This window comes from Nguyenibacter vanlangensis (assembly GCF_013376155.1).
In the GTDB taxonomy this organism is placed as follows: Bacteria; Pseudomonadota; Alphaproteobacteria; order Acetobacterales; family Acetobacteraceae; genus Gluconacetobacter; species Gluconacetobacter vanlangensis.
In genome coordinates this window covers 1-3,878 of record NZ_JABXXP010000262.1, presented here as the reverse complement: position 1 = coordinate 3,878, position 3,878 = coordinate 1, and the positions used below count along the sequence as shown (strand labels likewise).

At 68.9% G+C, this 3,878-nt stretch carries 4 protein-coding genes and 1 pseudogene; 3 read left to right on the top strand and 2 right to left on the bottom strand.

From position 1 onward, the window contains the following. The 3 genes from HUK84_RS12010 to HUK84_RS12000 form a co-directional block, all read left to right on the top strand. Nucleotides 1-348 (top strand): transketolase-like TK C-terminal-containing protein (locus tag HUK84_RS12010; RefSeq protein WP_408887824.1); only part of this gene is annotated, 348 nt, incomplete at its 5' end. Nucleotides 349-369: 21 nt separating this feature from the next. Then, nucleotides 370-1,392 (top strand): type I glyceraldehyde-3-phosphate dehydrogenase, encoded by a 1,023-nt coding sequence (gene gap / locus HUK84_RS12005; RefSeq protein WP_176640501.1) that lies wholly within the window; start codon nucleotides 370-372, stop codon nucleotides 1,390-1,392. Beyond that, nucleotides 1,392-2,615, top strand: coding sequence for a phosphoglycerate kinase (locus HUK84_RS12000; RefSeq protein WP_176640500.1), 1,224 nt, complete (start codon nucleotides 1,392-1,394; stop codon nucleotides 2,613-2,615). The genes gap and HUK84_RS12000 overlap by 1 nt, the downstream gene beginning before the upstream one ends. A gap of 71 nt (nucleotides 2,616-2,686) precedes the next feature. On the opposite strand, the gene ftsY is transcribed toward HUK84_RS12000, so the two are convergent. Both ftsY and HUK84_RS11990 read right to left on the bottom strand, forming a co-directional pair. Beyond that, nucleotides 2,687-3,664: a signal recognition particle-docking protein FtsY gene (gene ftsY / locus HUK84_RS11995; protein ID WP_176640499.1), complete on the bottom strand. Its 978-nt coding sequence runs from the start codon at nucleotides 3,662-3,664 to the stop codon at nucleotides 2,687-2,689. A gap of 1 nt (nucleotide 3,665) precedes the next feature. After that, a pseudogene (locus HUK84_RS11990) lies at nucleotides 3,666-3,878 on the bottom strand (tRNA (N(6)-L-threonylcarbamoyladenosine(37)-C(2))-methylthiotransferase MtaB); the annotation flags it as partial.

Genomic DNA, 3,878 nt, shown 5'->3' with positions numbered 1-3,878 from the left:
GTGCACGCGGCGCTGGTCTCCCTGCCCTGCTGGGAACTCTTCGCCCGGCAGGACGCCGCCTATCGCGACCAGGTGCTGGGCCAGGCCCCACGCATCGGCATCGAGGCCGCCTCGGCCTTCGGCTGGGAACGCTGGCTGGGTCCGGGCGGCGCCTTCATCGGCATGGAGGATTTCGGCGAGACCGCGCCCGCCAGCGAACTCTACCGCCGGCTGGGCATCACCGCCGAACGGATCTGCGACACCGCAATGCGGCTGATCGGCGAGACAGGGCGTGACTTTCCGTCGCCTTCCGGGCAGAAAGCTGAGAGCGGCCGCGCCCAGCCAAGGCCGACGGCCCGAAAAGGCTGAAACGAACGGGAGAGAAATCGAATGGCTGTCAAAGTCGCAATCAACGGCTTCGGCCGGATCGGCCGCCTGGTCCTGCGCGGCATCATCGAAAGCGGACGCACCGACGTCGAGCTGGTGGCCATCAACGACCTGGGCAGCGTCGCCGACAACGCCCACCTGCTGACCTATGACAGCATCCATGGCCGCTTCCCCGGCGAGGTGCGGGTCGAAGGCAACAGCATCGTCATCACCGCGAACGGCCGCACCTACGCGCCGATCCAGGTGTCGGCCGAACCCGACCCGACCAAGTTGCCGTTCGAGGGCGTCGACGTGGCCATGGAATGCACCGGCCGCTTCACAACCAAGGAAAAGGCCGCGCACCTGATCGAAGCCGGCGCGCGCAAGGTCATCATCTCGGCCCCCGGCACCCATGTCGACGCCACCATCGTCTACGGCGTGAACCAGGACACGCTGACCAGCGACATGACGGTGATCTCGAACGCGTCCTGCACCACCAACTGCCTGGCCCCGGTGGCCAAGGTGCTGGATGACGCGTTCGGCATCGAGCGCGGCTACATGGTCACCATCCATTCCTATACCGGCGACCAGCGCACGGTGGACACGCTGCACAAGGACCCGCGCCGGGCCCGCGCGGCGGCGATCAACCTCATCCCGTCCTCGACCGGCGCCGCCCGCGCGATCGGCCTGGTCCTGCCGCACCTCAAGGGCAAGCTGGACGGCACCTCGATCCGCGTGCCCACCCCCAACGTGTCGCTGGTGTCGCTGGATTTCGTGCCGACCCGCATCCCCGCCTCGGTCGAGGAAGTGAACGAGGCGATGCGCAAGGCCGCGTCCGAAGGCCCGCTGAAGGGCGTGCTGGCCTACAACACCGCGCCGCTGGTCAGCTCGGACTTCAACCACAACATCGCGTCCTCGACCTTCGACGCCACGGAAACCGCGCTGATCGACGGCGGCAAGATGGTGCGCATCTGCAGCTGGTACGACAATGAATGGGGCTTCTCCAACCGCATGTCCGACACGGCCGCGGTCTTCGGGTCCCTCTGATGGCCGCCCTGTCCTTCAAGACGCTGGACGCCTTGCAGCCCAAGGGGCGCAAGGTGCTCCTGCGCGCCGACCTCAACGTGCCCGTGCGCGACGGCCGGATCACCGACCTGACGCGGATCGAACGCCTGGTTCCCACCATCCGCGAACTGGCGGACAAGGGCGCCCGGGTGATCGTCGCCAGCCATTTCGACCGCCCGAAGGGCAAGCGCGTGCCCGAGATGTCGCTGGCCCCGATCGCCCAGGCCCTGGGCCAGGCGCTGGGCCGCCCGGTCCAGTTCGCCGACGACTGCGTGGGCCCGGTGGCCGAGGCCGCCGTCGCCAGGCTGCAGGACGGCGACGTGCTGGTGCTGGAAAACACCCGCTTCCACGCCGGCGAGGAAAAGAACGACCCGGACCTGTCCAAGGCGCTGGCGTCGCTGGCCGACGATTACGTCAATGACGCGTTCTCCGCGGCCCACCGCGCCCATGCCTCGACCGAAGGCGTCGCGCGCTTCCTGCCGTCCTTCGCCGGCCGCCTGATGGAAGCCGAGCTGAACGCACTGAACGTCGCGCTGGAAAACCCGGTCCGTCCGGTCGGCGCGATCGTCGGCGGCGCCAAGATCTCGACCAAGCTGGACCTGATCGGCAACCTGCTGGAAAAGGTCGACGTGCTGATCGTCGGCGGCGCCATGGCCAATACCTTCCTGGCCGCCAAGGGCGTGAATGTCGGCAAGTCGCTGCAGGAAGCCGACATGCACGACACCGCGCGCGCGATCATGGCCAAGGCCACGGCCGGCGGCTGCGAGATCGTGCTGCCGGTCGACGCGGTGACGGCGACGGAATTCAAGGCCGATCCGCCGACCAAGATCGTGCCGGTCGATGCCATCCCCGCCGACTCCATGGTCCTGGACGCCGGTCCCGCGACCGTTGACCTGCTGCGCGAGAAGATCGTCGGGCTCAAGACCCTGGTCTGGAACGGTCCGCTCGGCGCGTTCGAGCTGCATCCCTTCGACGCCGCCACCAACCAGGTCGCGGCCGAGGTCGCCCGCCGCACCCAGGCCGGCCAGTTGACCAGCGTCGCCGGCGGCGGCGACACGGTCTCGGCGCTGCGCCATGCCGGCGTGGCGGACGAAATGTCCTACACCTCGACCGCGGGCGGCGCCTTCCTGGAATGGCTGGAAGGCAAGACCCTGCCCGGCATCCAGGCCCTCGGCGAGATCTCGGAACGGTTCCTGCCGCTCTGACCTGCCAAGTTTGACCATTCAGGCTTGACCATTATCGGGGGGCACGGTCCGCGCGGACCGTGCCCCGTCGATCAGGCCGGCTCGTCCGCCGCCCCCTCTCCCTCTTCCGGCGCCTGTCCCGTCAACCGCACCGAATCGCCCACCAGCCCGTGCGCGAAGGCTTCCGCCGAGAAGGGACGCAGATCCTCGGCCTGCTCGCCCACGCCCACCGCATGGACCGGCAGGCCGAAACTGTCGGCCAGCGCCACAACGATGCCGCCGCGCGCCGATCCGTCCAGCTTGGTCACCACCAGCCCGGTGACGTTGACCAGCTCCTTGAACACCCGCACCTGCTCGATCGCGTTCTGCCCCGTCGTCGCATCCAGCACCAGCAGGACGGAATGCGGCGCGCTCTCGTCGAACTTGCGCATCACGCGGATGATCTTGGCCAGTTCCTCCATCAGCGCGCCCTTGTTGTGCAGGCGGCCGGCGGTATCGATCAGCAGCAGGTCCGCCCCCTCGGCCTGGGCGCGCTTCAGGGCCTCGAACGCCAACCCGGCCGCGTCGGCATTGGGCGGGCCGGCAATCACCGGCGCGCCGACGCGCTGGCCCCAGATCTGCAGCTGCTCCACGGCGGCGGCGCGGAACGTATCGCCCGCCACCATCATCACCTTCAGCCCCTGCTCGCCGTAATAGCGGGCCATCTTGCCGATCGTGGTGGTCTTGCCGGTGCCGTTCACCCCCACCACCAGCACCACATGCGGCTTGCGCTGCGGATCGGGGACGAAGGGCACGGCGACCGGCTCCAGCACGCGGGCGATTTCCGCCGACAGCGCCTGGCGGACCTCCTCGTCCGTCACCTCGGCGCCGAAGCGCGAATGACGGAACGCCGCGATGATCCGCGCCGCGACATTGGGGCCCAGGTCCGCCGCGATCAGCAGATCCTCCAGTTCCTCCAGCGCCTCGTCATCCAGCTTGCGGCGGGTAAAGACCGCGGCGATGCCGCCGCCCAGCTTCTGGGTCGAGCGCGACAATCCCGCCTTGAGACGGGAGAAAAAACCGAGTGCCATGTCAGAGGGTTTCCGCCACCAGTCCGTTTTCGTCAACCGCCGTCGGCCGCACGGTCACGATCCGCCCCATATCGGCCGCCGCCCCGACCAGCCGCACCGGCGCGAATTCCTCGGAATGCCCGCTGGTCGGGGTCTCCAGCAGCACGTTCAGCGGCCGGCCCAGCAGCCGGGCGTGATAATCGCGCGCCGCCTCCTGCCCCGCCGCGCGCAGTTC